Genomic DNA, 26882 nt, shown 5'->3' with positions numbered 1-26882 from the left:
GGCCGCAGGGGGATCGACGCTGCGTGCCCAGCTTTCGCCCATGGAGTTCGCCCTGTTCGCTTCGTTCGGCGTCCGCCGCCGGTTGGCCGCGGACCAGGTGCTGTTCCGGCGTGGCGACCTGTGCACCTCGATGTACATTATCGTCAGCGGTGCCATCTGCCTGGACTTCGGTCCCGGCCTGCCGGCCAAGCAGCTGGCGGCCAATGACTTCTTCGGCGAGCTGGCCATGCTGATGGAGCGCCACCCGCGCAGCTCCGATGCCCGCGCCAGCTGCGAGACCCAGTTGATCGAGTTGACCCAGGAAGGGTTCGAGCAGCTGATCGAGCAGGACCCGGCGATGGTGGTGTTCTTCCTGCGCCGCACGGTCTCGCGCGTGGTCGGCAGCGAGCAGCGCCTGATCGGCCAGCTCAGCCGCCGCAACCAGGAACTGGAAGCGGCGCTGGGTAATCTCTACAGCGCCACTCACGAGCTCAACCACACCCGCGAGATGGTCTACAACGACGACCTCACCGGGCTGCACAACCGTCGCTCGCTGACCGCCTACCTGCAGCGCTCGCACCGTTCCGGGCAGCGTCCGCAGGGCCTGCTGCTGATCGACTGCGATGACTTCAAGGGGCTCAACGACCGCCATGGCCACCTTGCCGGCGACCAGGCGCTGCAGCGCCTGGCCCGCATCCTCGACTCGGTGGTCGGCCAGGACGACCTGGCCTGTCGCCTCGGCGGCGATGAGTTCTGCGTGCTTTTGTGCCGCACCGATGCGCTGCACCTGATGCGCACCGCCGAGTTCATCCTTGATGCGATGCGCAGCCTGGCCGCGTTCCCGGGGGCGGAGCCCGGCGCGCGTTCGGTCAGCATCGGCGTGTCGCTGGTCAACGCGACCTACCACTGGAACGAGGCCTACGCGCGCGCGGACCAGGCGTTGTACGAAGCCAAGCGCCTGGGCGGCAACCGCGCCCAGTGGTTCGCGGGCTGATGGACCGCAGAGAGCAACGACATGGCAGATGAGATTGACGACAACGAATCCGTGCTGGCTCATCGCCAGCTCAGGACGCTGGTACTGACCGACCTGTGCGACTCGGTGGCGCTGATCGAACGGATCGGCGACAACGCCGCGGCGGAGTTGTTCCGTGACCTGGACAGCCGCGTGCTGCAGCTGCTTCAGGTCTGGAACGGCCGCCTGATCGACCGCTCCGACGGCATGTTCCTGCTCTTCGACGCTCCGGCAAGTGGCCTGGGCTTCGCCTTGGACTACCAGCAGGCGCTGCAGGCGCTGGGGGCGGAGCGGAGCCTGTCGCTGCAGGCGCGGGTGGGCTTGCACGTGGGCTATGTGCTGTCGTGGCAGAACAGCGACGAAGCCGTTGCCGTGGGCGCCAAGCCGCTGGAAGTGGAAGGCCTTGCCAAGTCGATGGCGGCGAGGTTGATGAACCTCGCGCGGCCGGGCCAGATCCTGCTCTCCTCGGTTGCCGAATCGTTGCTGCGGGGAAACTTGCAGGTGCTTGGCGAACACGCGGCACGGCTGCACTGGAAATCACACGGGCGTTGGCGTTTCAAAGGCGTGCCGACGGTCCAGGAAGTGTTCGAAGTGGGGGAGGCCGGGAAAGTGCTGATGCGCATGCCTGTGGGATCGGCCAAGGCCCGGCGCGAGCTGCCGCTATGGCGCCGTCCCGTTGCGTTGATGGCCGAGGTGGCACTGCTGGCGGTACTGTGTGGCGTGGGCTGGTCCATCATCAGACCCGAGCCGGCATTGGCGTTCGCCGAACGCGATTGGGTGGTGGTTGGCGACCTGCGCAACCTGACCGGGCAGACGGTATTGGACGATTCATTGCAGCAGGCATTCCGCATCAGCCTGGAACAGTCCAGATACGTCAACGTGGTCAGTGACCTGAAGCTGCGTGACACTCTGGCGCGGATGCGCAGGGACCCGGACAAGGTCGTGTTGGATCGCGTGGTGGCCTCGGAAGTCGCGTTGCGCGATGGTGCGCGCGCGGTGATTCTGCCGGTGGTCACTGAAGTGGGGGGGCGTTTGCGTGTCACCGCCGAGGTCATCGATCCCATGACGCAGAGCACGGTTTACACCGAATTCGCTGACGGCCGCGGAATCGACTCGGCGCTGGACTCGGTGGATGTCGTGACCACACGCCTGCGTAGCCGCCTCGGCGAAGCCTTGGCTTCGATCAAGCGTAATTCGCGGCCGCTGCCGGAGGTCAGTACCCACGACCTGGATGCGCTGCGCGCCTACGCCATGGCCCAGCGCGCGTACGGCAATGGCCGCTTCAAGCAGGCACTGGGGTTGTACGAGCATGCAGTATCGCGGGACAAGGAGTTCGCGCTGGCCCACCTGGGCATGCTGCGTTCGCTCAATGCAACCGAGCAGCTGCCCCAGGGCTTGTTGAGCCTGCAGAAAGTCCAGCAGATGGCTGCTCGCCTGTCGCCACGCGAGGTGATGTATCTGCAGGCGTGGGAAGTGCAGATCAACAGCCCGGGTGATGCATACGAGAAGTGGCGGCAGATGTCGGATCTGTATCCGGATTTTCATGCTGCCGCCGCCAATGCCGGCTATGCGATGGAAATGGAGAACCGCTTCGAAGAAGGGTTGCCGTATATCCGTCGTGCAGCCGAGTCGCTTTACGAATTCGCGCCACTGTCCCAGGAAGCGTTCGGACGCATGTCCTTGGCATTGGGACACTATGAGGACGCCAATGCCGCATTCGCGCGCGCCAGCGAGAGCGGCCTGGTGACGGCATCGGTATGGCAGGCTAACCTGCGCGCCGCGCAGGGCGACTTCCAGGAAGCCGAGCGGCTGTGGCCGCGCGATGCCAAACTGGCTGCCCCGCATTTCGATCACGTCTCACACTACCTGGACCAAGGCGCGTTGCAGGCAGCGTCATCGGAGGCGGTACGTTTACTGCAGGCCTTGCCTGCTGATGGCAGCCGGCATCGACAGGGGCAGGTGCAGATTGCGGTGTTGCATTGGCTGTCCGGTGATCGTCATGCCGCCTTGGCTACGAGCCGAAATGTCGTGCACGATGCCATCGCCGCGCTTGATGGTGCAGCGGGGCTTTCGGCGCGTACCGAGGCAGCGACCGCTGCCCATGCGGCGGTACTGGCTCAGCGATTGGGCGACCATGCGCCGGCAAGGCAGTTGATCGCCCGGCTCGAAACGGCGCCACAGCTCGCCGCGATGCAGCCGGTGAGCGGGTTCCTGCAGGTGCTCCGGGCGCGCGAGGCAATGGCTGCCGGGAAGAACGCGCAGGCGTTGGAAGGGCTATTGTCCATGCATGGGCAGCATGAATCCTTCCAGTTGCGGGTTGCCCTGATGGAGGCCTATGCGACCCAGGGTAACGCCGATGCGGCCCTGCGCCAGGCCCAGTGGCTGACTTCAAACCGAGGCTGGGCATACGCTGAGTTCGGCGGCTGTGGCTGGTGTGGTCAAAGCCTGAACGTCGCCGACGCAAATCTGGCCCGGCTCCGCAGGATCGAACTGCTGGACCAACTTGGGCGCCGCGTGGATGCGCGCAGCGAGCTTGAGCGCTTTGATGGCGACTGGAAGACCCGGGCGCTGCCCGACTACTTGCGGACCCGTCGCGAGGCCTTGCTTTCCACATTCAATTGAATGGGGATCATCGCCAGGCCTTGGGTGAGCATGCGGCGTATTTCGGCGCGTGCCTTGGCGATGCGCTCCTTGGTTGCCAGATGCTGCACGGTCAGGCTCGCGCGGAGGAAAGCCAGCTCGGCGTCGACATTCCCCTGCGTCGGCGCGTGGCCGATCTGTACCAGGGCCGCTGCCGGGTCCTTCCGGAACGCACGGCGGAACGCATTGTCCGTACTCAGCAGGTCAAGCAGGCGATCGGCAATGGCAGGTTCAAGTGCGACGGGTGCGACCGGAGTACTGGGATTCTTCGTCGCCATGTTGTGTCCTTTGCGGGTTTCTGCTCGATTTCCAGGCAGGGAGCGGTGCGCTGCGCGGTGCAGTGCAGGCTGCAACTCCCCATTCAGTGATCGCACAACTATACGTTCGATGAGGGGAAAGTGTGAAGGTAAGGCGTTGTTCGATCCTGCATCTGGAGCCCCGGGAAAGGGTTGAGTTCAACCTGGCTGGATTGTTGGCTGGGAGCGATGGACTGGTCCGGCGGCAACATTGGGTGGCATTGGCGCCGCATCTCGGCCATGAGGTGGACATTGATGAGGCAGAGTGCATGCTGCTCGGCAGGATCAGTCCGGAGGCATGGACCGAGGCAGCCGCGTTCGCCGGGGACATGAGGCCACTGCTGCATTCCTTGCTGCTCAAGGGACTGGTGATCGCGCGACACCGTCGCCATGCGGCGTTCCGTCAGCAGGATGAGGCGTTGCGGGCGGGGTATTGGCATCCGCTGGCAGCCACGTTCCATGCGTTCACGCGGTGGGACGATGCTGATGCGGTGCAAGCCATGCAGGAGACCGGTACGACCACTGCCGCTGAACTGAGGCAGCAGCTCGGTCCGCCACCCTCTGAAGCAATCAGCCGCGTGGAGGAGAGCGAGCAGGTCATGCTGCCGACGGAAGCGGACAACGCGCTCGACCGGCTGCTGGCGCGGCGCGTGACGTGCCGCAACTTCGACACTGCACGGCCACTTCCGCTGGCCTTGCTGTCGCAGCTGCTTGGTCGCGTGTTCGGTGTCCGTGCGACAGAACGGGTAACTGATGACACCGTGTTCCTCAAGAAGAGCAGCCCTTCCGGAGGCGGATTGCACCCGGTCGAGGCTTACCTGCTGATCCGTAATGTCCAGGGGCTGGCTGACGGTGCCTATCACTACCAGCCGATGGCGCATGCGCTGGAGCCGCTGCCTGGCCTGACCAGGCCAGTGGCGGCACTGATGTTGGACGCGCTGGCGCAACAGCATTGGTTCGCCGATGCACAGGTGCTGGTTGCCTTGGCTCCGCGTTATGCCCGCAACTTCTGGAAGTATCGGCATCATGCCAAGGCCTATCGCGCCGTGGTGCTGGAGGCCGGACATTTGTCACAGACGCTGTATCTATCGGCGACCGACGCCGGTCTGGGCGCCTACGTCACTTGTGCGATCAATGAAGGCCTGCTGGAGCAGGCCTTCGGCCTGGACCCGATGAAGGAGGGCGTACTGGCCGTCTGTGGTTTTGGGTGGCGAAGCACCGAGATGGTAACGATGGAGCTTGATCCGACGGAGCAGATCTGGCGGGCGCCGGGAGTCGATGCCTGAGCTGTCACCGGCCCCCCGGGGCCTGCCGCATGGCTCCCATGACAGATCAGGAAGCCGTGCCCGCCTCGAAATCCACCAGCACCGCGCCGTCGCCCACCTGGTCGCCGGCCTTGGCACGGAAGCCCTGCACGAGACCATCGGCGGGCGCCTGCAGCGTGTGCTCCATCTTCATCGCCTCCATCACCAGCAGCGGCGTGCCGCGGGTGACGGTGCTGCCGGGCGCGACCAGCAGCGTGACCACGCGGCCGGGCATCGGTGCGAGCAGGCTGCCGCCATGGTCGGAGGTGTCGGCGGCATCGGCGACCGGGTCGTGCACGGTGAAGCGCAGTTGGCGGTCATCGCCGAAGACGTGCAGCGCGTTGCCATCACGCACGCTGTCGCCGCGGTGCAGCCGGTCGCCGATCTGCAGCGCATAGCCGGCATCGTGGGTGCGGCCCTGGACCTGCAGCAGCACGTCGCCGTCGTGTACCTGCCAACCGCCGGCCATGCGCCGCACCCGCAGCGTGCGTTGCTGTTGCAGGTGTTCCAGCGTGACCGCACGTGCGACCGGGCCGGTCAGGCGCCAGCCGTCGGCGATATCCCATGCTGACGCATCGGCACGCGCCTGACCTTGTTCACCGGCAACCAGCACCGCGGCCACCGCCCAGTCGGCCGGCGTGGCGGCGTTGTGCTGGATGTCCAGCGCCTCGCGCTCGCGCTCGATCAGCGCGGTGTCCAGGTTGGCATGGCGGAACGAATCGGTCATCACCAGCCGGCGCAGGAACGCGGCGTTGGTGGTCACCCCGACCACCTGGCAGTCCAGCAATGCACGTTGCATGCGCTGCAGGGCGCGGTCGCGGTCCATGTCCCAGACGATCAGCTTGGCGATCATCGGGTCGTAGTACGGGGTGATCGCATCGCCTTGCTCGACGCCGGCGTCCACGCGCACGTGGGCAGTGGCCTGCGGCAGGCGCAGGTGGCGCAACGTGCCGGTGGACGGCAGGAAACCGCGGTCGGCGTCTTCGGCGTACAACCGGGCTTCCAGCGCATGGCCGTGAATCTGCAGTTGCTCCTGCGCCCTGGGCAACGGCTCGCCGAAGGCGACGCGCAGCTGCCATTCGACCAGGTCGGTGCCGGTGATCAGCTCGGTAACCGGGTGCTCGACCTGCAGGCGGGTGTTCATTTCCATGAAATAGAAATCGCCATCCGGCCCGGCGATGAACTCCACCGTGCCAGCGCCCACGTAACCCACCGCACGTGCGGCGTCGGTGGCGGCTTTGCCCATCGCGGCGCGGCGCTCGGGCGTCATGCCGGGAGCGGGGGCTTCTTCCAGCACCTTCTGGTGGCGGCGCTGCACCGAGCAGTCGCGCTCGAACAGATACACCACGTTGCCCTGGCTGTCGCCGAACACCTGGATTTCAATGTGGCGCGGGCGCTCGACGTACTTCTCCACCAATACATGCGCATTGCCGAATGCCGCCTGCGCCTCACGCTGGCAGCTGGCCAGGGCGGCCTCGAAATCCGCGCTGGCCTCGACCTTGCGCATGCCCTTGCCACCGCCACCGGCACTGGCCTTGATCAGCACCGGATAGCCGATGGCGTCGGCCTGCGCACGCAGGAAGTCCGGTTCCTGTCGCTCGCCGTGGTACCCGGGCGTCAACGGCACCTGCGCGGCCTGCATCAGCGCCTTGGCCGCGCTCTTGTCGCCCATCGCGTCGATGGCGCTGGCCGGTGGGCCGATGAACACCACGCCTGCGTCCGCGCAAGCACGCGCAAAGCCGGCGTTCTCGGACAGGAAGCCGTAGCCCGGGTGGATGGCCTGCGCGCCGGTGCGGCGCGCCGCCTCGAGAATCGCATCGGCGCGCAGATAACTTTCCGCCGCCGGCGCGGCGCCGATATGCACCGCCTCGTCGGCCAGCCGCACATGTCGCGCGTTGCGGTCTGCATCGGAGTACACCGCCACCGTGGCGATGCCGAGGCGCCGGCAGGTGCTGATGACGCGGCAGGCGATTTCACCGCGGTTGGCGATCAGGATCTTGTTGAACATGGAAGGTCTCCGGTCGCCGTTACATGCGGAACACGCCAAAACGCGTGTCCTGCGTAGGTGCGTTGAGGCTGGCGGCAAGCGCCAGGCCGAGGATGCGTCGCGTGTCGGCGGGGTCGATCACGCCGTCATCCCACAACCGCGCACTGGCGTAGTAGGGATGCCCCTGCTGCTCGAACTGGTCGCGGATCGGCTGCTTGAATGCATCCTCCTCGTCCGTCGACCACTGCCCGCCCTTGGCCTCGATGCCATCACGCTTCACCGTCGCCAACACGCTGGCCGCCTGTTCGCCGCCCATCACCCCGATCCGTGCGTTCGGCCACATCCACAGGAAGTGCGGCGAATACGCCCGGCCGCACATGCCGTAATTGCCGGCGCCAAACGAACCACCGATCACCACCGTGTACTTGGGCACGCGCGCGTTGGCCACGGCCATCACCAGCTTGGCGCCGTCTTTTGCGATGCCGCCGTGTTCGTACTTGCGGCCGACCATGAAGCCGGTGATGTTCTGCAGGAACACCAGCGGGATGTTGCGCTGGCAGCACAGCTCGATGAAGTGCGCGCCCTTCAGCGCCGACTCCGAGAACAGGATGCCGTTGTTGGCGATGATGCCGACCGGATGGCCATGCACGTGCGCGAACCCGGTGACCAGCGTGTTGCCGTAGCGCGGCTTGAATTCGTCGAAGCGCGAGCCATCGACCACGCGCATGATCACTTCGCGCACGTCATAGGGCTTGCGCGTATCGCTGGGGATCACGCCGTACAGCTCATGCGCGTCGAACAGCGGTGCTTCATCGTCCTGCAGCGCAACGCCTGGCGTGGGCTTGCGCCAATTGAGGCTGGCGATGATGGCACGCACCCGCGCCAGCGCCTGCAGGTCGTTGTCGGCCATGTGGTCGGCGACGCCGGAAATGCGTGTGTGCACATCGGCACCGCCCAGTTCCTCGGCGCTGACCACTTCACCGGTGGCGGCCTTCACCAGCGGCGGACCACCGAGGAAGATGGTGCCCTGTTCCTTGACGATGACCGTCTCGTCGCTCATCGCCGGCACATACGCGCCGCCGGCAGTGCAGCTGCCCATCACGCAGGCGATCTGCGGGATGCCCTGCGCCGACAGGTTGGCCTGGTTGTAGAAGATGCGGCCGAAATGGTCGCGGTCCGGGAACACCTCGTCCTGCAGCGGCAGGAACGCGCCGCCGGAATCGACCAGGTAGATGCAGGGCAGGCGGTTCTGCTGCGCGATCTCCTGCGCGCGCAGGTGCTTCTTCACCGTGACTGGGTAGTAGGTGCCGCCCTTGACGGTGGCATCGTTGGCCACGATCAGGCACTCCACGCCGGACACGCGGCCGATACCGGCGACCATGCCCGCACCGGGCACCGGGTCGTCGTACATGCCATGCGCGGCCAGCGGCGCGACTTCCAGGAACGGGCTGCCGGGGTCGAGCAGCGCATCGATGCGCTCGCGCACCAGCAGCTTGCCGCGCGCGGTGTGCTTGGCCCGCGCCGCGTCGCTGCCACCGCGTGCGGTGGTTTCCAGCGTCGCGCGCAGATCGTCAACCTGCACCTGCATGGCAGCACGGTTGGCTTCGAAGCTGTCGCTGCCGGGTTGCAGTTGAGTGGTGAGGATGGTCATGGCGGCGGAATCCTGGAGGTTCTGGAACATGCCGGTGCTCGCGAAGGCGGGAGCAGGGCTGTTGCATCCCTTCTCCCTTTCAAGGGAGAAGGTGCCCCGAAGGGGCGGATGAGGGGAGCTCTCGGCTTTCGTTTGCCAGTAGCTTCCCCTCACCCCAACCCCTCTCCCGTGAACGTGAGAGGGGCTCAAGCGGCATCATGCGGTCTTCTGGAACAACTCACGCCCGATCAGCATGCGGCGGATCTCCGACGTGCCGGCGCCGATCTCGTACAACTTGGCATCACGCCACAAACGGCCGGTCGGGTACTCGTTGATGTAGCCATTGCCGCCGAGGATCTGGATCGCCTCGCCAGCGGCCCAGGTTGCCTTCTCGGCCGAGTACAGGATCGCGCCGGCCGCGTCCTGGCGCGTGGTGCGGCCCTGGTCGCAGGCCTTGGCCACCGCATAGACGTATGCCCGGCAAGCATTGAAGCCGACGTACATGTCGGCCAGCTTGGCCTGGATCAGCTGGAACGTACCGATGGCTTCACCAAATTGCTTGCGCTCGTGCACGTACGGCAGCACCACGTCCAGCGCCGCGGCCATCAGGCCCAGGGGGCCACCGGACAGCACCACGCGCTCGTAGTCCAGCCCGGACATCAGCACCTTCACGCCGCCGCCCACCTCACCCAGCACGTTCTCCACCGGCACTTCGCAGTCCTGGAACACCAGCTCGCAGGTGTTGGACGAACGCATGCCCAGCTTGTCCAGCTTCTGCGCGGTGGAGAAGCCCTTCATGCCCTTCTCGATGATGAAGGCGGTGATGCCACGCGAACCAGCATCCGGGTCGGTCTTGGCATAGACCACCAGCACGTCCGCATCCGGGCCGTTGGTGATCCACATCTTGTTGCCGTTGAGCACGTAGTGGTCGCCGCGCTTGTCGGCGCGCAGCTTCATCGACACCACGTCCGAGCCGGCACCCGGCTCGCTCATCGCCAGTGCGCCGACGTGTTCGCCGCTGCACAGCCTGGGCAGGTATTTCTGCTTCTGTGCCTGGCTGGCATTCTTGCGCAGCTGGTTGAGGCACAGGTTGGAATGCGCGCCGTAGGACAGGCCGATGCCGCCGGAGGCGCGCGAGATTTCCTCCATCGCCACCACATGCGCCAGGTAGCCCATGCCGGTGCCGCCGTACTCCTCTTCCACGGTCATGCCGAGCAGGCCCTGCTCGCCAAGCTGGCGCCAGAGCGGGTTGGGGAAGTGATTGGTGGCGTCGGCTTCCGCGGCCAACGGGGCGATGTGCGCGGCGGCGAACTGGGCCACGCTTTCGCGCAGCATGTCGATCTCTTCGCCGAGATCGAAGGACAGGGTGGGGACGTGCATGGGGCGGCTCCAGTACAACCAGGCGAGGGGGCGCTCCGGGGTGGGGGTGACGGCTGCGGCCGTCCGCACGGGCGTTTGCGCGCAGCCTAGCCGGTCTTCGTGAAAAAGTGAATACAAATTCAAAAATTGAACTTAGAATCACTCCATGGCCTACAAACGCTCGGAACTGATGGAAAAGCGCCTCGCCGGCAACCGCGAGGCGATCCTGGCGGCCGCCCGGCGACTGGTCGCGGCCGGCGGCTACCGCAATGCACCGGTCACTGCCGTGGCGGCCGAGGCCGGGGTCTCCACCGGGTTGATCTACCGCCACTTCCCGTCCAAGGCGGAGCTGTTCGTCGAGGTGCTGACCGCGGCGGTGGAACATGAGCTGGAGATCCTGTCGGCGATTGCCGGGCAAGCGCGCCCGGCGCCACAACGCCTGCACGCGGCGGTGGCTTCGTTCGTGCGGCGCGCGATGGCCGGGCCATGGCTGGCCTATGCCTTCATCGCCGAGCCGGTGGATCCGGAAGTGGAGGCCGAGCGCATCCGTTGCCGGCGCCTGTTCGGTGACGTGTTCAAGCGCATCCTTGCCGACGGCGTGCATGCCGGCGAGTTGCCGCCGCAGGACCTGGACGTGAGCGCGGCCTGCATCGTCGGTGCCTTCACCGAGGCTCTGGTCGGGCCCGTCGCCCCCAGCCGTGATGGCCTGCGCGATGGCGAACATCTGGTCGATGCGATCGGTGCGCTGTGCCTGCGTGCAGCCGGTGCCGCAGCGCCGCGTTGAGGCCGGTGGGATGGTGCGTTGCCGCATTCATTGAGGCCGCCAACCCGTTGCAGGCGCGGCCCAACGCTGGTCTATACTCGCCGGCAGCCATAGTCCTTCGACTACTCGCCTGGGGTATTGAGACGTGCGGAATTACGACCTCGAGTTTCTCAAGCGCTTTTCCATCGTCATCGTCATTCTGGCCGTCATCACGGTTGGCCTGATCATCTTCGCTTACTTCCTGCAGCACTCCATCCCCGCCGAAGTCTCGCCCACCGTGGCCAAGCGCGTTGAACAGCGCATCGCGCCGATCGGTGCGGTGTATGCGGGTGCGACCGGTGCCTCGGCCCAGGCCGCGGCTGCAGCGGCCGCCGCCGCGGCGGCTTCGGCCAGCGGTGCCTATGGCGGCACCCTCGACGGCAAGACGATCTTCGACAACCTGTGCACCGCCTGCCATACCACCGGCGTGGGCAAGGCGCCGACGCTGGACCACGCGCACTGGGACAGCCGCCTGGCGCAGGGCAAGGACACCCTCTACAAGCACGCCATCGAGGGCTACACCGGCCCGGACGGCGGCATCATGCCGCCGAAGGGCGGCAATGCCGGGCTCAGCGAGGAGCAGATCCACGCCGCCGTGGACTGGATGCTCGACAACCTGAAGTAAGCCGCCAGATTCGGTGGCTTGCGGTCACATCGGCTGCTGCACAATATCCGGCGCCGCCCTCGACGGGCGGCGCTTTTTGTTTGCCCGCCGCCGCCAACCGGAGTTGCCCATGCGCCGTACCCCCACCCTTCTTGCCCTGGCACTGGCTTTGGCCTGCGCCGGTCCCGCGCTGGCCGCCCCGCCGGCGGTGTTGCCGATCGGCAAGGTCCAGGGCAACGGCGCGCGCAGCGCCCATGAAGGCAAGATCGTCACCATCGAGGCCGCCGTGAGCGCCGACCTGCGCGAAGGCCTGGGTGGCATCTATGTGCAGGACGCCGGCGATGGCGATGCGGGGACTTCCGACGGTTTGTTCGTGCAGCTGCCCAAGGACCAGGCGGTGCAGCCCGGGCAGTGGCTGCGTATCACCGGTACCGTGCAGGAGCTGCCGGCCGGCAAGAGCGACAACCGCCTGACCACCCTGCAGGCCGACAAGGTCACCGCCATCGCCGCCCGTCCGGCCCCGGCGGTGACCGTGCTGCAGGACGTGCCGGCCAACTGGGAAGCCCTGGAAGGCATGCAGGTCCGCATCGCCGTGCCGCTGACCCTGGCCGGCCAGGATGGCCTGTCGCGTTACGGTGAGCTGACCGCGGCCTTCGGTGGCCGCCTGTGGCAGCCCAGCGAAGTGGCCGCCGCCGGCAGCCCGGAGCAGGCGGCGGTGATCGCCGACAACGCCCGCCGTCGCATCCGCCTGGACGATGGCAGCAGCCAGCGTGATCCGCGCAGCGTGCCGTACCTGGCCGAAGGCACGCTGCTGCGCACCGGCGCGCAGCTCACCGACGTGCAGGGCATCGTCGACCAGCGTTTTGATGGTGACATCCGCCTGCAGCTGACCGCACCGCTGACCGTCGCCGAGGCGCAGCGTCCGCAGCAGCCGCCGACGGTGGCCGGCGGCCTGCGCATCGCGGCGTTCAACCTGGAGAACTACTTCAACGGTGACGGCAAGGGCGGCGGCTATCCGACCCTGCGTGGCGCCAGGACCGCCGAGCAGCAGGCGGCCCAGCAGGCCAAGCTGGTGACCACCATTCGCAGTCTCAACGCCGACGTGGCGGCGCTGATGGAACTGGAGAACGACGGCTACGGCCCCGGTTCGGCGATCGACCAGCTGGTGCGTGCGATCAACGAAGGGCAGGGCAGGGACGGCGACTGGGCGTTCGTCGATGCCGGCCACGGGCCGGGCGACAACCCGATCCGCGTTGGCATCATCTACCGTCGCTCGAAGGTGAGCCCGGTCGGCAGGCCGGCGGTGCTGGAGCGCGAGCCGTTCGGCGAGCGCAGCCGCGTGCCGATGGCGCAGGCGTTCCGCATGGGCCGCAAGGGCACGCCGTTCGTGGTGGTGGCCAACCACTTCAAGTCCAAGGGCTGTTCGGAAGCCAGCGGCGCCGATGCCGACCGCAATGATGGGCAGGGCTGCTGGAACGCCACCCGCGTGGAATCGGCGCGCCTGCTCAATGCCTGGCTGCAGGAAGACCCGACCGGCAGTGGCAGCAAGGACGCCGTGCTGCTGGGCGACTTCAATGCCTATGCGATGGAAGACCCGATCCGCCAGCTCGCCGCCGACGGCTGGCAGGACGCCTTCAAGCTGGCCGGCGTGCAGCAGCCTTACAGCTATGTCTACAACGGCCTGACCGGTCGGCTGGACCACGCGCTGCTGAGCCCGGGCATGGCGGCGCGCCTGAAGGGGGCGGCGGAGTGGCATACCAACGCCGATGAAGCCGACGAGGCCGGTTACCAGGGCCGCAACGTCCCGGGCCCATGGCGCAGTTCGGACCATGATCCGCTGCTGCTGGGCTTCGAGCCGTAAGTTCCCGTACGCGAAGACCGCCCTCCCTTGAGGCAAAGGCAGGGAAAGGCTTCGCCCCCTCCCTTGAGGCAAAGGGAGGAAAAGGCTTTGCCCCCTCCCTTGCGCCGAAGGCGCAGGGGAGGGCCGGGGAGGGTTGCCGTTGCCGTTGCGATTGCGGTTGAAGCCTCACCGCGGAAAGAGGCACTACAGCGTCCCGCGCGCGATCAAGCCAATCGCCGCCACCGCCAGCAGCAGGCCCACGCGGTTGAGCACGCTGGTCTTCTCGCCGAACACCCACACGCCCACCAGTGCGCCCAGGCACACCACGCCGATGTTCATCCCGGCGAAGATCGTCGCCGGGCTGTGCGGCAATGCCTGGTGCGCACGCACGTAGAACAGGATGTTGCCGAAGTTGATCGCACCCAGCAGCAGGCCATAGGCCAGATTGCGGGCATCCAATCGCGAGGCGCCGGTGAAGTGGCGTTGCAGCTGCCAGGGCAGCATCAGCACGAAGGCGATGCCAAAGCTCACCAGCAGCGCCGAGGTCGACGGGGTGCCGGCGGCGGCGACCTGCTTGAGCAGGATGTCCACCAGCGCGAAGCCGGCCCACACGCCCAGCAGCCAGCCCCAGCTCGAACCGGTCGGCGTCGTCGCATCGCCGTTGCGTGCGCTCACCCCGACGATGGCCAGTAGCCCCAGCGCCAACCCGGCCAGCTTCCAGCCGTTGGCCTGTTCGCCGAACCACACGAACGCCGCGGTCAATGACAGCAGCAGCGACAGCCGCTGCGCCACGTCGCTGCGCACGATGCCGGCCTGCCGCACCGCCCGCGCCAGCACCAGGAAAATGCCGGGCAGCGCCACCGCCAGACCCAGCAGGGCCAGCCATGGCGTGTGCCCGCCCTGCAGCGATTGCAGGGAAGGCTTGAGCACCAGCAGCGACAACACGCTGGCGGCCAGGTAGTTCCAGGTCACGGCCTGGGCGATGTCGATGCCGCGGCGTGGCGCCAGTTTCAGCAACACCGACACCAGCACGCTGCAGGCCACGCTCAGGAACAGGAAATGCATTGTTTCGGCTACCGTGAAGACCACGGCGGTGATGCCGCCGGTCGGGGCCGGTATTATGGCTGCATGCAAACGCCCCCATTCCCCCACGAATCGGCGACGCTGACCCTGGAAGGCCCGGCCGGGCCGCTGGAGGTTGCCGTCGACCTGCCCGATGGCGACGCCGCGCCGCGGCCGGTCATCGCCGTCATCTGCCACCCGCTCTCGATCGAAGGCGGCAGCATGCACAACAAGGTGGTCACCATGGTCTCGCGCGCGCTGCGCGACCTGGGCATCACCACCGTGCGTTTCAACTTCCGCAGCGTCGGTGCATCGGCCGGCGTCTACGACAATGGCGAAGGCGAAGGCGATGACCTGCGCGCGGTGGCGCACTGGGTGCGCAGCCAGCGGCCGGATGCCACGCTGTGGCTGGCCGGCTTCAGTTTTGGCGCCTACGTGTCGTTGCGTGCGGCCGGCGCGCTGCAGCCGCAGGCCCTGATCTCGATCGCCCCGCCGGTGGGCCGCAGGACCTGGGATTTCAGCCAGGTGCAGCCGCCGTCGAACTGGCTGGTGGTGCAGGGCGAGGCCGACGAAGTGGTCGACGCGCAGGCGGTCTACCAGTGGCTGGCGTCGCTGGACAACCCGCCGCAGCTGGTGCGCATGCCCGACACCTCGCATTTCTTCCATCGCAAGCTGATCGACCTGCGTGGCGCGATCCAGCATGAAGTGCGGCGCTGGCTGCCCGACAGCAGCAGCTGACCGCATGGACGCACTGACCCCCTCACAACGCTACGCCGCCGGCGTGGCCCGTGGCGACTGGCGCGATGACCCGGCCCAGCATGCGGCGCTGGCCGAGCTGGACCGCATCCACGAGGCGCTGGTGGATTCTGCGCAGGACGGCTGGCTGGACCGCCTGTCCGCCTTCTGGAAGAAGCCCGAGCCGGTCAAGGGCCTGTATTTCTGGGGTGGCGTGGGCCGCGGCAAGACCTTCCTGGTCGACCTGTTCTACGACGGCCTGCCGATCGAGCAGAAGTACCGCACCCACTTCCACCGCTTCATGCGTGGCATCCACGAGCGCCTGCGCGAGCACCAGGGCCAGAGCGACCCGCTGGCCAAGATCGCCCAGGAGTGGCGCAACAACCTGCGCGTGCTGGTGCTGGACGAGTTCTTCGTCACCGACATCGGCGATGCGATGTTGCTGGCGCGCCTGCTGGAGCGCCTGTTCGCCGAGGGCGTGACGCTGGTGACCACCTCCAATACCGCGGTGGAGAACCTGTACCTCAACGGCCTGCAGCGCGAGGGCTTCCTGCCGGCGATCGCGCTGCTGCAGAAGTACTGCGTGGAGCTGTACGCCGAAGGCACCGAGGACTACCGCATGCGTGCGCTGACCCGCTCGCCGGTGTACCGCGCGCCGCTGGAGGATGACAGCGATGCATGGCTGCTGGGCCGCTGGAAGGAACTGAGCGGCAGCGACGACCCGCGCAGCGGCAACATCGCCATCGAAGGCCGCAAGATCCCGGTGCGAGGGCGCGGCAAGAGCATCGTCTGGTTCGACTTCCCGGCGTTGTGCGAGGGGCCGCGTGGCCCGTCGGACTACATCGAGATCGCGCGCGAGTTCAACACCGTGCTGCTCGGCGGCATCCCGCATTTCGACCGGATGAACGAAGACGCGGCGCGCCGTTTCGTCAACCTGATCGACGAGTTGTACGACCGCCAGGTCAACCTGGTCTGCACCGCGCAGGATCCGCCGCCGCTGTTGTATTCGGGCACCCGCCTGGCCGGCGCCTTCGAGCGCACTGCCAGCCGCCTGATCGAGATGCAGAGCGCCGAGTACCTCGGTACCCCGCACCGTCATTGAGGGCACCGCCGGGAGTGCCGGGCCACGCTCGGCGCTACGGCGCACCATCGCCTAACCCCGTTCCGTATCCCCGGCCGTTCCTGTATCCGCACGCCACACCGGCACAGGAGCCAACGCCATGAAGCACACCCTCGCATCGAAGCGGTCCCCGGCCCGTACCGCAGCCTTGGCCGCGGCCGTCACCCTGCTGGTCGGCTTGCCGGTGCTGGCCACCGTGCGCACCGCCGGGCCACCGTCGTCCGTGGTGGAAGGCGACCTGCAGGCACCGGGCGTGCAGCGCGTGCGCGAAACACGCGCCAACTTCCTGCCACCGGCAGGCAGCACCTGCAGCGACACCCCGGTACTGAGCGAAGTGCCTGACCCCGATCGTGGCCAGGTCCAGCACGCCCGCCGCAGCCGCCACGCCATCGCCGAGAGCGAAGCGGCGATGGTGTCCGAGGCGGTCATGCCGCCGTCGCCCCCGGCCCCGCCGGCACCCGTGCCGCGCTCGGCCCCGGCGGCCGATGCGGCTTACCGGACCTCGGCAAAGGCGATGGCGCCGGCCGGTCGCGCCAGTGAGGTCGCGGTGCGCCAGCAGTCGCAGGTGCCGGTGACGGCCGGCGTGGTCGACGACAACGCCGACTTCGGGGCGTTCCAGCAGTTCCTGCAGCGTCATGGCGAGTCCGCGCAACTTGGCCGCGACATCCGCGTGCGCCAGCGCCTGCAGGTGGTGGATACCCAGGGCCGCCCGGTGCCGGATGCGGAGGTGTCGGTCGTTGCCGGCAATGGCGCGCGGATGTGGGCGCGTACCGATGCCGGTGGCCAGGTGTGGGTGCACCCCAATGCCTTCGATGACCGCGATACGCCGCGCTACCAGGTGCAGGTGCGCCGTGGCGGCCGGAGCGTGGAGGCGACCCTGCAGCGTGGGCAGAAGAACGCGCTGCAGGTGGTGATGCCCGACGCCGCGCCGCCGGCCCGTGCGCGGCTGGACCTGGTGTTCATGGTCGATGCCACCGGTTCGATGGGCGATGAGATCGACAAGCTGCGCGGCTCGCTGCAGGGCATCGTGCGCGACATCAGCCGGTTGCCGTCCAACCCGGACATCTGCCTGGGGCTGGTGACCTACCGCGACCGCGGTGATGAGTACTTCGTGCGCGGCTGGGACCTGACCGGCAATGTCGGCGCGTTCCAGCAGGTGCTCGACGGCGTGCAGGCCAATGGCGGCGGCGACTATCCCGAGGCCATGAACGAGGCCTTCAACCATGCGGTGCAGTCGTTGAGCTGGCGCGGCCCGTCGACCACCCGCGTGCTGGTGTCCTTGGCCGATGCGCCGCCGCACATGGACTACGCGCCCCCGCGCTATGACCAGACCGCGTTGGCGGCGCTGGGCAAGGGCATCAAGGTGTTCAGCGTGGCCGCGTCCGGCCAGGACACCACCGGCGAGATCGTGCAACGCCAGATCGCGCAGTACACCGGCGGGCGTTTCATTTTCCTGACCTACAAGGACGCCGCCGACCCGGCCAGCGGTGCCGGCACCCAGACCACGCACGACGTGAGCAACTATTCGGTCGACACGCTGGACCAGCTGGTGGTGCGCCTGGTCCGCGAGGAGCTGGCGCGGTTGCCCAAGGGCTGATCCGGAGGGAGGCGTCGCCGCGCTGCGATGGGCGCGGCTTCGGCTGCCAAGCCAATGGCAGGCACCTCGGCCGCGCTTACGGCAGCGGGATGCTGTTGCCGGCTTCCCGCTCGTGCACGGCGGCGGTGGCATCGCCGGTGACGCGCATCATCTGCAGCGGCTGGCCGTTGTAGCGAAAGTCCAGCGCCGATTGCAGCCGGTCCAGCGCCAGTACCTGGTTGCAGAGCGACTGCGCATGCCGTTCCAGCACCTGCGTGCGCGCCTCCAGGCGTTGTTCCATTTCGGCATCGAGCTTGTCGGCGCGCTTGTCCAGACGGTCCGAGCCGCCGGTGAACACCGTCCACAGCACGCTGCGCGCCATCGAGCCGGCCAACGACTCGGCGGCGGCTTCCACGCGTTGCTCGAAGCCCTCGTCGAAGGCGTCCTGTTCCCAGCGCCCGCGGCCGATGGTATGGGCCACGAAGTCCTCGGCCTCGCGCCGCAGCTTGCGTACCTTGCGCGAGTTGGCGTCGCCGGTCAGCGTCTCGTACACCGCGTCCAGCGCATCGAAGGTGATGCCCACCGACTCGGTGGCGATCCCGGTGACCGCTGGCATCAACTGGCGCACGCCGTTTTCCAGCGCCCGCAGGCGCTGGGCATCGGCCGCCGAGACCGGCTGCATCCGGCCATCGATGCTCAGCTCGCCGTCGTGGAAGACGATCTCGCGCAGCGCCTGCGTGTCGCGTCGCAGCCAGATGCCGCCGCCATCGACCAGCACGTCGTAGTCGGTTTCCACACCACATTGGTCGGCCGAGAGAGAGGGGGCGTTCACCGTGGCGGCGTGGCCGGCGACGGGGAGCAGGAGCAGCAGGGTGGCGAGGGCAGCGGTGCGCATGGCGATGTCGTCCTTGGGATGGCGCCAGCTTCGCGACTTGGCGGCAGGTTGGCCCCGGTCGAAAGTCACGCCTGACGGCGGGACGTGATTTTCACGCCATCAGAACAACTGATTTCCGCACAAAAAAATCCGTCAAACCCCTTGACTGCGCAGTCGATTCAGACAGTTCGGATCGTGATTATCCGGACAGTTGCGGCGCAGCCCTTGTGCCACAAGGCTTGGCGAAATTTCACAACATTTCGTGTTGACCCTGTCATACACCCCCACTATCTTGTGGGTCGTCGGTTCCGGCGGGTTTGCTCCCCGCTGGATTCAAAGGGAAGCCGGTGACGCCTTCAGGCCAGTCCGGCACTGCCCCGCAGCGGTAATTGGGAACGACCCCGCCACACAGCACTGAGGCAGCGGCCTTGGGAAGCGGCGGAGTAGGAGAAGGCCCCCGCCTTCATGCCCATGAGTCCGAAGACCTGCCGACAGCCGCGCGAAGCACACCGCGCGGTGCCGGCTGCGGTGTCTTCGAGGGGAAGACGGCTGGTGACGTGGTGCTGCTGACGCCGACCTCCGGGTCGATGCCGTCGCGGCCGCTGCGACGCCGCCCTTCCATGCTCACGACCCGCACCGGCCCCGGTTCCTGCGAGGGCAGGCACCCCGTGCACCACGCCATGAAGGACACACCGTCGTGACCACTTCCGCTACCGAAGTCGCCCCGGCCGAGGCCGGCTTTGAACTGACCCCGCCGCCCACCGCCACCGCCATGAGCGTGACCAAGCGCAATGGCAACACCGAGCCGGTGGACCTGAACAAGATCGTCCGCGCGATCCAGCGCTGCTGCGAGGGGCTGCATTCGGTCGACCCGATGCGCGTGGCCACCCGCACCATCTCCGGCCTGTACAACGGCGCCACCACCCAGGAACTGGACGAGCTGTCCATCCGCACCGCCGCGCTGCTGATCGGCGAGGAGCCGGAGTACGGCCGCCTGGCCGCGCGCCTGCTGGCCAACTTCATCGCCAAGGAAGTGTCCGGCCAGGAAATCCACGCGTTCTCGCAGTCGGTGGGGCGCGGCCACGAAGTGGGCCTGATCAACGACCGCCTGCTGAACTTCGTGCAGATCAACGCGCGCAAGCTCAACGATGCGATCAACCCCGAGTACGACCTGAACTTCGATTACTTCGGCCTGCGCACGCTGTACGACCGCTACCTGCTGCGCCACCCGCATTCGCGCAAGGTCATCGAGACCCCGCAGCAGTTCTTCCTGCGCATCTCCAGCGCGCTGAGCGAGGACGTGCCCGAGGCACTGGCGCTGTACCAGCGCCTGGGCAGCCTGGACTACCTGCCGTCCAGCCCGACCCTGTTCAACGCCGGCACCAGCCACGAGCAGCTGTCCTCGTGCTTCCTGCTGGACTCGCCGCAGGATTCGCTCGAGTCCATCTACGCCAAGTACGGCGACATCGCCCAGCTGTCCAAGTTCAGCGGCGGCATCGGCGTGAGCTACACCCGCGTGCGTGCGCGCGGCTCGCTGATCCGGTCCACCAACGGCCACTCCAACGGCATCGTGCCGTGGCTGAAGACGCTGGACTCCTCGGTCGCGGCGGTCAACCAGGGGGGCAAGCGCAAGGGCGCGGCCTGCGTGTACCTGGAAACCTGGCACGCCGACATCGAGGACTTCCTGGAGCTGCGTGACAACGCCGGCGACGAATCGCGCCGCACCCACAACCTCAACCTGGCCAACTGGGTGCCGGACCTGTTCATGCAGCGCGTGGAGGCCGACCAGGAATGGTCGCTGTTCGACCCGCGCGTGGTGCCGGAATTCACCGACCTGTACGGCCCGGCCTTCGAGCAGGCCTACCTGCAGGCCGAGGCGCAGGGCAAGGCCGTGCGCACCATCAACGCCCGCAAGCTGTATGGCCGGATGATGCGCACCCTGGCCGAGACCGGCAACGGCTGGATGACCTTCAAGGACAAGTGCAACCTGGCCAGCAACCAGACCCTGCGCCCGGGCAACGTCATCCACCTGTCCAACCTGTGCACCGAGATCCTGGAGGTCTGCTCCAACGACGAGACCGCGGTGTGCAACCTGGGCTCGATCAACCTGGGCAACCACTTCGACGAGCACGGTGACTTCGATTTCGAGAAGCTGGCCGAGACCGTGCGCCTGGCCGTGCGCCAGCTCGACCGTGTGATCGACCTGAACTTCTACCCGATCGAGACCGCCCGCCGCGGCAACCTGCGCTGGCGCCCGGTCGGCCTGGGCTGCATGGGCCTGCAGGACGTGTTCTTCCGCAAGCGCCTGGCCTTTGATTCGGAGCCGGCCCGCGCGCTGTCCAGGAAGATCGCCGAGACCATCTACTTCCACGCGCTGGAAACCTCGTGCGAGCTGGCCACCGAGCGTGGCAGGCACCCCTCGTTCAACGACACCCGCGCCGCCCACGGCGAGCTGCAGTTCGACGCCTGGAACGTGGTGCTGGAAGACACCGCGCGCTGGGACGACCTGCGCGCGCGCATCAAGCAGCACGGCCTGCGCAACTCGCTGATCATCGCCATCGCCCCGACCGCCACCATCGCTTCCATCGCCGGTTGCTACGAGTGCGTCGAGCCGCAGGTGTCCAACCTGTTCAAGCGCGAGACGCTGTCCGGCGACTTCCTGCAGATCAACCGCTACCTGGTCGGCGAGCTGAAGCAGCTGGGCCTGTGGACCGACGAAATGCGCGATGCGATCAAGCTCGCCGATGGCTCGATCCGCAACCTGCAGCAGATCCCGGAAACGCTGCGCGAGGTGTACCGCACCGCGTGGGAGCTGCCGATGCGCTCGCTGATCGACATGGCCGCCGACCGCGGCGCGTTCATCGACCAGTCCGCCTCGCTCAACCTGTTCATGGAAAGCCCGAACATCGGCGCGATGTCGTCCATGTACATGTACGCGTGGAAGAAGGGCATCAAGACCACCTACTACCTGCGTTCGCGCCCGGCGACCAAGATCGCCAAGACCACGGTCAGCGCCTACACGCCGGTGGAAGCTGTCGCCTGCTCGCTGGAAAACCCGGAAGCCTGCGAAGCCTGCCAGTAAGCACCGCTCAAGCCCCTCTCCCGCTTGCGGGGTGAGAGGGGCCATTTTGCGAACCACCGGTTCGCGGCCCATCGAACGCCCTTGCACCCGTGCAGGGGCCGGGGCGCGAAGCGGGGGTTGGGGTGAGGGCACTGCTGAGCAAGCAGCCCTGAACCTCGAAGAGCCAACCCTTATCCGGCGCCATGCGCCAGCTTCTCCCTGCGGAGAAGCGCAAACGAGAGTCCCCATGTCCAAGAAACCCAACCAGATGCTGCTCGACCCCGGCTTCGAGCTGACCCTGCGCCCGATGCGTTACCCGGACTTCTACGAGATGTACCGCAACGCCATCAAGAACAGCTGGACGGTGGAGGAGATCAATTTCCAGATCGACATCACCGACCTGCACCACAAGATGACGCCGGCCGACCGCCACCTGATCCACCGCCTGGTCGCGTTTTTCGCCACCGGTGACTCGATCGTCTCCAACAACCTGGTGCTGAACCTGTACCAGCACCTCAATGCGCCGGAAGCGCGCATGTACCTGTCGCGCCAGTTGTACGAGGAAGCGCTGCACGTGCAGTTCTACCTGACCCTGCTGGACAACTACCTGCCGGACCCGGAAGAGAGGTTCAAGGCGTTCGCCGCGGTGGAGAACATCGATTCGATCAAGAAGAAGGCCGACTTCTGCTTCAAGTGGATCGACTCCATCCAGGGCCTGAAGCGGATCGAGACGCGCGAGGAGCGCCGCCAGTTCCTGCTCAACCAGATCTGCTTCGCCGCGTGCATCGAGGGCCTGTTCTTCTTCGCCGCGTTCGCCTACGTGTACTACTTCCGTTCGCGTGGCCTGCTGCCGGGCCTGGCCTCGGGCACCAACTGGGTGTTCCGCGACGAGAGCTGCCACATGGAGTTCGCCTTCGAGTGCGTGCGCACCATCCGTGCCGAGGAGCCGGACCTGTTCGACGCCAGGATGGAACAGCAGGTCTACGAAATGCTGGAGGAAGCCATCGAGTGCGAAGTGCAGTTCGCCGAGGACGTGCTGTCCGGCGGCGTGGCCGGCATCTCCACCCGCGACATGCGCCAGTACCTGCAGCACTGCGCCGACCAGCACTTCGCCAAGCTGGGCATGGCCAAGAAGTACAACGTGCGCAACCCGCTGCCGTTCATGGAGCTGCAGGACGTGCAGGAGCTGACCAACTTCTTCGAGCGCCGCGTCTCGGCCTACCAGGTCGGCGTGCAGGGCGAGGTGTCCTTCGACGAAGCGTTCTGATCGTCGCGCATCGGCTATACCCGACACCCCGGTGCGAACGCCCGGGGTGTTCCTGTTTTCGGATTGCAGTCGGGGACGAAGCCAGGATCGCCGCGTAGGAGCGGCCTTGGCCGCGAAGCCGATGTGGCTCGCCATCATCATGCCTCCTGTCCACGCATGATGGGGCGTCGTTGGCGTTTCTCGCTTCGTGCCCGAGGGGGCTCCTGCGCGGCGTGATCGGCGTACACCAGCCGCACAGCCTGTGCGGCGTATCATCCCGGCATTCCCCCATTGCCGACGTCCCATGACTCCGATCCCGCAGACCGATCCGCCCGTTGAAGTACGCATGGCCGAGATCGTTTTCCCGAACCACACCAACCACATGGGCACGCTGTTCGGTGGCCAGGCGCTGGCATGGATGGACAAGGCGGCCTTCCTCGCTGCCGCCCGCTATTCGCGCCGCACCGTGGTCACCGCGCGCTCGGACCAGGTCGACTTCAAGCTGCCGATCCGCATCGGCCAGATGGTGGAAACGATCGGCCGCGTGGTGCGCGTGGGCCGCAGCTCGATGCACGTGGAAGTGGAGCTGGTGACCGAGGACCTGCTCACCGGTGCCCGCGAGCTGTGCACCAAGGGTACCTTCGTGATGATCGCGCTCGACGCCGAGGGTCATCCGACCAGCGTGCCGTCCCTGCCGCCGCTGTGACCCGGTTGCGATGACCACCTCGTCCCCACCGCCGCTGGGTGGCCTGTCCCCTGCACTGGTGGCCGAACTGCCGGAGTTCATCGCCCGGCACCGGCGCCTGCTGGTGGTGACCGGCGCCGGCTGCAGCACCGACTCGGGCATCCCCGATTACCGCGATGCCGACGGCCAGTGGAAACGCACCCCGCCGGTGACGTTCCAGGCCTTCATGGGCGAGGCGGCGACGCGGCAGCGTTACTGGGCCCGCAGCCTGCTCGGCTGGCCACGCTTCGGCCTGGCCCGGCCCAACACCACCCACCACGCGCTGGCGGCACTGGAAGCCGATGGCCGGGTGGAACTGCTGCTCACCCAGAACGTGGACTGCCTGCACCAGCGTGCCGGCAGCCAGACCGTGATCGACCTGCACGGGCGGCTGGACCAGGTGCGCTGCATGGCCTGCGAAGCGCGTTCGTCGCGTGAACGGCTGCAGGTGCGCCTGCTCGCCGCCAACCCCGGCTGGGACCGGCTCGACGCCGGCATGGCGCCGGACGGCGATGCCGACCTGGAAACCGACTTCAGTGCCTTCCAGGTGCCGGACTGCGAGCACTGCGGCGGCCTGCTCAAGCCGGACGCGGTGTTCTTCGGCGAGAACGTGCCGCGCGAGCGCGTGGCGGCGGTGCAGGCGCACCTGCAGCAGTCCGATGCAGTGCTGGTGGTGGGGTCATCGTTGATGGTCTATTCCGGGTTCCGTTTCGTCGATGCCGCCGCCAAGGCCGGCCTGCCGATCGCGGCGGTGAACCTGGGCCGCACCCGCGCCGATCACCTGCTGTCGCTGAAGGTTCAGATGCCCTGCGCGCAGGCGCTGGGGTTCCTGCTCGACGGGACCAAGACGCAGTGATCCACCACGCCGGTTGAATCGGGTCCGGCGGGGGCGTGCAATGTGCGCTCCCCACTTTTTGCGGATCTTCCCGTGAGCCACCTGTTCTCGCCCCTGTCGCTGGGCCCGCTGTCGCTTTCCAACCGCATCGTCATCGCGCCGATGTGCCAGTACTCGGCCGAGGATGGCCAGGCCAGTGATTGGCACACCATCCACCTGGGCCAGCTGGCACAGTCCGGTGCCGGCCTGCTGATCCTCGAAGCCACCGCCGTGCTGCCGGAAGGGCGCATCAGCTGGGCCGACCTGGGCCTGTGGGACGAGGCCACCGAAGCCGCGCTGGGCAAGGTGCTGGCCTCGGTACGGCGCTGGTCGAAGATGCCGATCGGCGTGCAGCTGGCCCACGCCGGGCGCAAGGCGTCCACCGCCCGGCCGTGGGACGGGGGCCGGGCGATCGCACCGGACCAGGAACATGGCTGGCAGGTGCTGGCCCCCTCGGCGTTGCCGTTCCTGGAGGGTGAGCCGACCCCGCAGGCACTGGATGCAGCCGGCATCGATGGCGTGGTCGAGGCGTTCGCCGCGGCGGCCCGCCGTTCGGTGCGCCTGGGCCTGGACCTGATCGAACTGCATGCCGCGCACGGTTACCTGCTGCACCAGTTCCTGTCGCCGTTGAGCAACCACCGCACCGATGAATACGGCGGTTCGCTGGAGAACCGCATGCGCCTGCTGCTGCGGGTGTTCGATGCAGTGCGTGCGGCGGTGCCGGCCACGGTCGCCGTGGGCGTGCGCATCTCGGCGACCGACTGGGTCGATGGCGGCTGGGACGTCGAGCAGAGCATCGCGCTGGCCAAGGCACTGGAAGCACGCGGCAACCATTTCCTGCATGTTTCCAGCGGCGGACTGGACCCGCGCCAGCAGATCCCGGTGGGCCCGGGCTACCAGGTGCCGGCCGCCGAGGCGATCAAGGCGCAGATCGGCACGCCGGTGATCGCGGTGGGCCTGATCACCGAGCCGGCCCAGGCCGAGGCGATCCTGGTCGAAGGGCGTGCCGATGCCATCGGCCTCGCCCGCGGCATCCTCTACGACCCGCGCTGGCCGTGGCACGCCGCCGCCGCCCTGGGCACGCATATCAGCGCCTCGCCGCAGTACCTGCGCTGCGAGCCGCATGAAGCCCGCGGCCTGTTCGACGTCGGCCGCTGCGATTGACCCCGGCCGGGCGTGGCCCGGCACTACGGGTGGTCGATGTCCACCCGCCACGCGGGGGGCAGGGCATCGACCACATACTGCAGCAGCGCCCTGATCTTCGGCGTGAGGTCGCGCCGGTCGCTGACGCACAGGAACAACCGCATCGGTGCCGGAGCAGCACGGGCCTCGTCGCCGCCGGGGGCGGTGAACAGCGGCTGCAGCTCTCCGCGCGCCAGGTAGGGCGTGGCGACGAAGGCGGCCAGACGGGTGATGCCGCCCCCGTTGGCAGCCATCGCCGCGAGCGCGTCGATGTCGTCGCTGACCAGCGCCGGCTGCACGTCGGCGTCGAAATGCAGGCCGTCGCGGGTGAAGCCCCAGCGCAGGTAGCGCCCGTCCAGCGGATGGCGGAACAACAGGCAACGGTGCTCGCGCAGGTCTTCCGGCGAGCGCGGTGTTCCCGCATCGGCAAGATAGGCCGGTGACGCGCAGAACACGAACGGCACCTGCGCGACGGGCCGCGCCACCAGGCCTTCCTCCAACTGGGTTTCGATGCGGAAGCTCACGTCCACGTCCTCGTGTGCATGGTCGACGCTGCGGTCGGTCAGCAACAGCTCGATCGCCAGGCGGGGATAGCGCTGCTGCAGCGCTGGCAACAGGGGAGCGAGGACATGCCGGCCGAAGGCGGCGCTGCTGGCGATGCGCAGCCGGCCGGCCGGCGTGGCATCCGGGTCGGTGACGGCTGCCTGTGCACGCTGCAGGTCGCGCTCGATATGGCGCACCTGCGCCAGGTACAGCGCGCCACGTTCGGTGAGGGCCAGCTGGCGGGTGGTGCGGTTGAGCAGGCGCACGCCCAGGTGGGCTTCCAGGCGGGCGATGTTCTGGCCCACCGCGGCCGGGCTGATGCCCAGGGTGCGTGCGGCGGCGGCCAGGCTGCCGGCATCGGCGGTGCGGATGAAACTGCGGAGGGACTGGAGGATGTTCATGCCGGCGCGCATTTTCCGGGGGGATTGCCAA

Annotated in this window: 21 protein-coding genes and 1 riboswitch; of the genes, 14 read left to right on the top strand and 7 right to left on the bottom strand. The window is 67.5% G+C overall.

The genetic code is table 11. From position 1 onward, the window contains the following. The first annotated feature begins 40 nt into the window (after nt 1–40). Both ATCM_RS06815 and ATCM_RS06810 read left to right on the top strand, forming a co-directional pair. Nucleotides 41–973, top strand: coding sequence for a GGDEF domain-containing protein (locus tag ATCM_RS06815; protein WP_243693970.1), 933 nt, complete (start codon nt 41–43; stop codon nt 971–973). 21 nt (nt 974–994) lie between these two features. Continuing rightward, nucleotides 995–3613, top strand: a complete 2619-nt coding sequence (locus tag ATCM_RS06810) for a putative peptide modification system cyclase (RefSeq protein ID WP_132863636.1) — start codon at nt 995–997, stop codon at nt 3611–3613. Here the strand turns inward: ATCM_RS06810 and ATCM_RS06805 are convergent. Next, a complete protein-coding gene (locus tag ATCM_RS06805) occupies nt 3568–3909 on the bottom strand; it encodes an NHLP-related RiPP peptide (protein ID WP_132863635.1) in 342 nt (113 codons plus the stop codon). The genes ATCM_RS06810 and ATCM_RS06805 overlap by 46 nt on opposite strands. A 122-nt stretch (nt 3910–4031) precedes the next feature. Here ATCM_RS06805 and ATCM_RS06800 point away from each other — a divergent pair, with 122 nt between their 5' ends. Next, nucleotides 4032–5213, top strand: a complete 1182-nt coding sequence (locus tag ATCM_RS06800) for a putative peptide maturation dehydrogenase (RefSeq protein ID WP_132863633.1) — start codon at nt 4032–4034, stop codon at nt 5211–5213. 46 nt (nt 5214–5259) lie between these two features. Here ATCM_RS06800 and ATCM_RS06795 read toward each other — a convergent pair whose 3' ends face one another. The 3 genes from ATCM_RS06795 to ATCM_RS06785 all read right to left on the bottom strand — a co-directional run bounded on the left by ATCM_RS06795 (nt 5260) and on the right by ATCM_RS06785 (nt 10228). Continuing rightward, nucleotides 5260–7239, bottom strand: a complete 1980-nt coding sequence (locus ATCM_RS06795) for an acetyl/propionyl/methylcrotonyl-CoA carboxylase subunit alpha (RefSeq protein ID WP_132863632.1) — start codon at nt 7237–7239, stop codon at nt 5260–5262. Nucleotides 7240–7258: 19 nt separating this feature from the next. Further along, nucleotides 7259–8869 carry a carboxyl transferase domain-containing protein gene (locus tag ATCM_RS06790; RefSeq protein WP_132863630.1) on the bottom strand — a complete coding sequence of 537 codons (1611 nt, stop codon included), beginning with the start codon at nt 8867–8869 and terminating at the stop codon, nt 7259–7261. Nucleotides 8870–9064: 195 nt separating this feature from the next. Beyond that, nucleotides 9065–10228: an isovaleryl-CoA dehydrogenase gene (locus ATCM_RS06785; RefSeq protein WP_132863628.1), complete on the bottom strand. Its 1164-nt coding sequence runs from the start codon at nt 10226–10228 to the stop codon at nt 9065–9067. Nucleotides 10229–10373: 145 nt separating this feature from the next. On the opposite strand from ATCM_RS06785, the gene ATCM_RS06780 reads away from it, so the two are divergent. The 3 genes from ATCM_RS06780 to ATCM_RS06770 all read left to right on the top strand — a co-directional run bounded on the left by ATCM_RS06780 (nt 10374) and on the right by ATCM_RS06770 (nt 13474). Then, nucleotides 10374–10991, top strand: coding sequence for a TetR/AcrR family transcriptional regulator (locus ATCM_RS06780; protein WP_132863627.1), 618 nt, complete (start codon nt 10374–10376; stop codon nt 10989–10991). 124 nt (nt 10992–11115) lie between these two features. Next, nucleotides 11116–11634 carry a c-type cytochrome gene (locus tag ATCM_RS06775; RefSeq protein WP_132863625.1) on the top strand — a complete coding sequence of 173 codons (519 nt, stop codon included), beginning with the start codon at nt 11116–11118 and terminating at the stop codon, nt 11632–11634. A gap of 109 nt (nt 11635–11743) precedes the next feature. Next, nucleotides 11744–13474, top strand: coding sequence for an ExeM/NucH family extracellular endonuclease (locus ATCM_RS06770; protein WP_132863623.1), 1731 nt, complete (start codon nt 11744–11746; stop codon nt 13472–13474). 183 nt (nt 13475–13657) lie between these two features. Here the strand turns inward: ATCM_RS06770 and ATCM_RS06765 are convergent, their stop codons facing one another. Beyond that, nucleotides 13658–14518, bottom strand: a complete 861-nt coding sequence (locus ATCM_RS06765; RefSeq protein ID WP_132863621.1) for an EamA family transporter — start codon at nt 14516–14518, stop codon at nt 13658–13660. A 63-nt stretch (nt 14519–14581) separates the two neighbouring features. Between ATCM_RS06765 and ATCM_RS06760 the strand changes: the two genes are divergently transcribed. From ATCM_RS06760 to ATCM_RS06750, 3 genes are all read left to right on the top strand, one after another. Further along, complete coding sequence (locus tag ATCM_RS06760) at nt 14582–15253, top strand: alpha/beta family hydrolase (RefSeq protein WP_132863620.1); 672 nt, start codon at nt 14582–14584, stop codon at nt 15251–15253. Nucleotides 15254–15257: 4 nt separating this feature from the next. Next, nucleotides 15258–16352, top strand: a complete 1095-nt coding sequence (zapE, locus tag ATCM_RS06755; RefSeq protein WP_132863618.1) for a cell division protein ZapE — start codon at nt 15258–15260, stop codon at nt 16350–16352. Between the two features lie 118 nt (nt 16353–16470). Beyond that, complete coding sequence (locus tag ATCM_RS06750; RefSeq protein ID WP_132863616.1) at nt 16471–17967, top strand: VWA domain-containing protein; 1497 nt, start codon at nt 16471–16473, stop codon at nt 17965–17967. Nucleotides 17968–18043: 76 nt separating this feature from the next. On the opposite strand, the gene ATCM_RS06745 is transcribed toward ATCM_RS06750, so the two are convergent. Further along, nucleotides 18044–18841 carry a DUF2884 family protein gene (locus ATCM_RS06745; protein WP_132863614.1) on the bottom strand — a complete coding sequence of 266 codons (798 nt, stop codon included), beginning with the start codon at nt 18839–18841 and terminating at the stop codon, nt 18044–18046. A gap of 265 nt (nt 18842–19106) precedes the next feature. Beyond that, nucleotides 19107–19328, top strand: a riboswitch (cobalamin riboswitch). 264 nt (nt 19329–19592) lie between these two features. On the opposite strand from ATCM_RS06745, the gene ATCM_RS06740 reads away from it, so the two are divergent. The 5 genes from ATCM_RS06740 (at nt 19593) to ATCM_RS06720 (ending at nt 25889) form a co-directional block, all read left to right on the top strand. Next, nucleotides 19593–21902, top strand: coding sequence for a ribonucleoside-diphosphate reductase subunit alpha (locus ATCM_RS06740; RefSeq protein ID WP_243694079.1), 2310 nt, complete (start codon nt 19593–19595; stop codon nt 21900–21902). Between the two features lie 226 nt (nt 21903–22128). Beyond that, nucleotides 22129–23148: a ribonucleotide-diphosphate reductase subunit beta gene (locus ATCM_RS06735; RefSeq protein WP_132863611.1), complete on the top strand. Its 1020-nt coding sequence runs from the start codon at nt 22129–22131 to the stop codon at nt 23146–23148. A 283-nt stretch (nt 23149–23431) separates the two neighbouring features. Then, nucleotides 23432–23833 (top strand): acyl-CoA thioesterase, encoded by a 402-nt coding sequence (locus ATCM_RS06730; protein ID WP_132863610.1) that lies wholly within the window; start codon nt 23432–23434, stop codon nt 23831–23833. Between the two features lie 55 nt (nt 23834–23888). Then, nucleotides 23889–24707 (top strand): NAD-dependent protein deacetylase, encoded by an 819-nt coding sequence (locus ATCM_RS06725; RefSeq protein ID WP_243694078.1) that lies wholly within the window; start codon nt 23889–23891, stop codon nt 24705–24707. Nucleotides 24708–24779: 72 nt separating this feature from the next. After that, nucleotides 24780–25889 (top strand): NADH:flavin oxidoreductase/NADH oxidase, encoded by a 1110-nt coding sequence (locus ATCM_RS06720; RefSeq protein WP_132863606.1) that lies wholly within the window; start codon nt 24780–24782, stop codon nt 25887–25889. Nucleotides 25890–25912: 23 nt separating this feature from the next. On the opposite strand, the gene ATCM_RS06715 is transcribed toward ATCM_RS06720, so the two are convergent. Beyond that, complete coding sequence (locus ATCM_RS06715; RefSeq protein ID WP_132863604.1) at nt 25913–26851, bottom strand: LysR family transcriptional regulator; 939 nt, start codon at nt 26849–26851, stop codon at nt 25913–25915. Nucleotides 26852–26882: the final 31 nt, after the last annotated feature.

Source organism: Stenotrophomonas sp. ATCM1_4 (assembly GCF_004348115.1).
In the GTDB taxonomy this organism is placed as follows: Bacteria; Pseudomonadota; Gammaproteobacteria; order Xanthomonadales; family Xanthomonadaceae; genus Stenotrophomonas; species Stenotrophomonas capsici.
Note: the sequence above shows the minus strand (reverse complement) of the source record. Positions and strands in the feature narration are given on the sequence as shown.

What these genes read in the sequence shown, in the direction of transcription:
- ATCM_RS06815 (WP_243693970.1), top strand. Translation starts at nt 41, where the DNA reads ATGGAGTTCGCCCTGTTCGCTTCGTTCGGCGTCCGCCGCCGGTTGGCC.
- ATCM_RS06810 (WP_132863636.1), top strand. Translation starts at nt 995, where the DNA reads ATGGCAGATGAGATTGACGACAACGAATCCGTGCTGGCTCATCGCCAG.
- ATCM_RS06805 (WP_132863635.1), bottom strand. Translation starts at nt 3,909, where the DNA reads ATGGCGACGAAGAATCCCAGTACTCCGGTCGCACCCGTCGCACTTGAA.
- ATCM_RS06795 (WP_132863632.1), bottom strand. Translation starts at nt 7,239, where the DNA reads ATGTTCAACAAGATCCTGATCGCCAACCGCGGTGAAATCGCCTGCCGC.
- ATCM_RS06790 (WP_132863630.1), bottom strand. Translation starts at nt 8,869, where the DNA reads ATGACCATCCTCACCACTCAACTGCAACCCGGCAGCGACAGCTTCGAA.
- ATCM_RS06785 (WP_132863628.1), bottom strand. Translation starts at nt 10,228, where the DNA reads ATGCACGTCCCCACCCTGTCCTTCGATCTCGGCGAAGAGATCGACATG.
- ATCM_RS06780 (WP_132863627.1), top strand. Translation starts at nt 10,374, where the DNA reads ATGGCCTACAAACGCTCGGAACTGATGGAAAAGCGCCTCGCCGGCAAC.
- ATCM_RS06770 (WP_132863623.1), top strand. Translation starts at nt 11,744, where the DNA reads ATGCGCCGTACCCCCACCCTTCTTGCCCTGGCACTGGCTTTGGCCTGC.
- ATCM_RS06765 (WP_132863621.1), bottom strand. Translation starts at nt 14,518, where the DNA reads ATGCATTTCCTGTTCCTGAGCGTGGCCTGCAGCGTGCTGGTGTCGGTG.
- ATCM_RS06760 (WP_132863620.1), top strand. Translation starts at nt 14,582, where the DNA reads ATGCAAACGCCCCCATTCCCCCACGAATCGGCGACGCTGACCCTGGAA.
- zapE (WP_132863618.1), top strand. Translation starts at nt 15,258, where the DNA reads ATGGACGCACTGACCCCCTCACAACGCTACGCCGCCGGCGTGGCCCGT.
- ATCM_RS06750 (WP_132863616.1), top strand. Translation starts at nt 16,471, where the DNA reads ATGAAGCACACCCTCGCATCGAAGCGGTCCCCGGCCCGTACCGCAGCC.
- ATCM_RS06745 (WP_132863614.1), bottom strand. Translation starts at nt 18,841, where the DNA reads ATGCGCACCGCTGCCCTCGCCACCCTGCTGCTCCTGCTCCCCGTCGCC.
- ATCM_RS06740 (WP_243694079.1), top strand. Translation starts at nt 19,593, where the DNA reads ATGAGCGTGACCAAGCGCAATGGCAACACCGAGCCGGTGGACCTGAAC.
- ATCM_RS06735 (WP_132863611.1), top strand. Translation starts at nt 22,129, where the DNA reads ATGTCCAAGAAACCCAACCAGATGCTGCTCGACCCCGGCTTCGAGCTG.
- ATCM_RS06730 (WP_132863610.1), top strand. Translation starts at nt 23,432, where the DNA reads ATGACTCCGATCCCGCAGACCGATCCGCCCGTTGAAGTACGCATGGCC.
- ATCM_RS06715 (WP_132863604.1), bottom strand. Translation starts at nt 26,851, where the DNA reads ATGAACATCCTCCAGTCCCTCCGCAGTTTCATCCGCACCGCCGATGCC.